This is a genomic window from Streptococcus sp. CF8-6 (genome assembly GCF_024295845.1).
Taxonomy (GTDB): Bacteria; Bacillota; Bacilli; order Lactobacillales; family Streptococcaceae; genus Streptococcus; species Streptococcus oralis_BO.
This window is the reverse complement of record NZ_JANCOF010000013.1, coordinates 1-1,790: the sequence shown is the minus strand read 5'-3', so window position 1 is coordinate 1,790 and position 1,790 is coordinate 1. Positions and strand designations below refer to the sequence as shown.

General features: G+C 39.2%; 3 protein-coding genes. All 3 read right to left on the bottom strand.

The window, feature by feature from the left end; genetic code table 11:
* A partial coding sequence (locus tag NML69_RS09865; RefSeq protein WP_254726651.1) for a hypothetical protein occupies positions 1-269 on the bottom strand: 269 nt, incomplete at its 3' end.
* A gap of 83 nt (positions 270-352) precedes the next feature.
* Positions 353-796 carry an SMI1/KNR4 family protein gene (locus NML69_RS09860; protein WP_061603750.1) on the bottom strand — a complete coding sequence of 148 codons (444 nt, stop codon included), beginning with the start codon at positions 794-796 and terminating at the stop codon, positions 353-355.
* A gap of 1 nt (position 797) precedes the next feature.
* The coding region (locus NML69_RS09855) for an HNH endonuclease (RefSeq protein ID WP_254726649.1) at positions 798-1,790 on the bottom strand (993 nt) is incomplete at its 5' end.

The following is a 1,790-nucleotide window of genomic DNA, read 5'->3' as shown; positions in this document are numbered from 1 at the left end:
GCTGTCTGGGTATTGGTATAGAAGGTGCTGCTTAAGGGAGCACTCAGACGATAGAGAGTCGAAATACCATCATAGATACTCTTGAAATTGGTATCCATCACCTTGTGTTTCTCATCGGCTTCATTTAGCTTCTTGACCGCATCATCCAAAGTTTCTTCTGCTAAAACTGCGGTTGCGGAGGTTTCGCCGACAAGATTCTGAAAATCCGTGATCGTCTTGGAAAACTCAGAACCTAGAAATTCTAAGCCATTCTTTAAGCCAACAATCACGGGGTTATGAACATTATTGATTTCATATATATATATATGACTTAATATAACTTAGAATAATATGATTGTAAAAATTACTTTAATCATTCAATCACAGTCAATTGATTTATGAACTCCTCAAAAGAGTTAGCTATAAAATAAGTATTTCCATCATCGTCCGAACCCTCTAAGTTATAAGCATGATCATAATAGTACACCCCTTTATCTTCTCCTTTACAAACTAAAATAAAGAACCCCATCAGTACATCATCTCCAATAATAAGAGTGTTTTCAGGTAAATCTTCTTTGTATTCTTGAGTCCATTCAAGAATGTTACAATTCTCGGTTTCTGTATCAATTCCATATAGAATATCTATGGCTATTACTTCTTGATTCAAAGGAAGTGCTATACCAAGCTCACCTTCTGCGCACATCCCATTATTCGATAGAATAAAATCCTTATAATCTAAAGGGAATGAGATATTTAAAGTATTTTCAACTCGAGTAATTTGCTCCTCATTTATTTTTTTAAAACCTTCTAGAATCATCTTATTTTCCTTTCTTTAGGGAAACTCCTCCGCGATGGGTAAACTCTGCGTGAATGCTCTTATTCACTTCTTGTAATGTCTTTAAGTCCTCATGATGGTGCCATGTGCTACTTCGTAGTTTTTTTCCAAGAGGAGCTGTCATATTTGCTTTCTTAAAATCAATAGCATAATTCTTGAATTCACCAATTTCCACTTCCTGCCTTACTAGACCAGCTTCTTTAAAATCAGGAAATCCATCAATATATTTTATTGTAATACCCTCAGAATTTGTATATACCCAAGTACCGTCTTCAAGTATTTCAATTTTCCCACCTTTATCCATCCATTTTTGTGGTGTCGGAGAGTTTTTAGGTTTAGTTTGTAATAATTCTTTTGTTATATTCTCTGCAGTAAGTTCACCTTTAAAAGTGGCCGTAGCTTTCCCAGAACCACCTACACCTCTTGCTACATCATCCGCATGTTTACTAAAGAACTGTCTAACCTCACGTAGTGTCTTACTCTCAACGCTGAAGGTAGGCATTGAGCCCATACCTCCCGCAAAGGCAAATGCCTTTTTACGAATGCCGACTGGGATTCGGGTATCTAATAATTTCTCGCCAAATTTTCCAATGACATTATTGCTCTTCGCAAGAATCCTGTCAACCTTTGAACCCCATTTTTCAACATTTGCGAGAATTCTTGCCTTGGTGCTGTTCTTGGCTAAGCTAATCATCTCAGCTGCCTTAGCTCCGAGTTTCGTGCCCTTAGCCATCTTACCTACAGCTGCTGGACCGACAAAAAGACTGGCAATCTCAAAGGTCAAACCTCCTGCATCATAGGCATCCATATGGGTGACCTTATCCCAGAGGGCTTTCCCCGTCTCCTGAGCACGATAAGCTGCCTTATCCGCATAGCTGGCATTGGGATCCTGGCCACGCATAGCTGCTCCTGGATCCGTCAGAGCAGTGTAAGTTCCTACTCCTAACTCCGCAAGGCTAGACAAGTTATCTGCCGT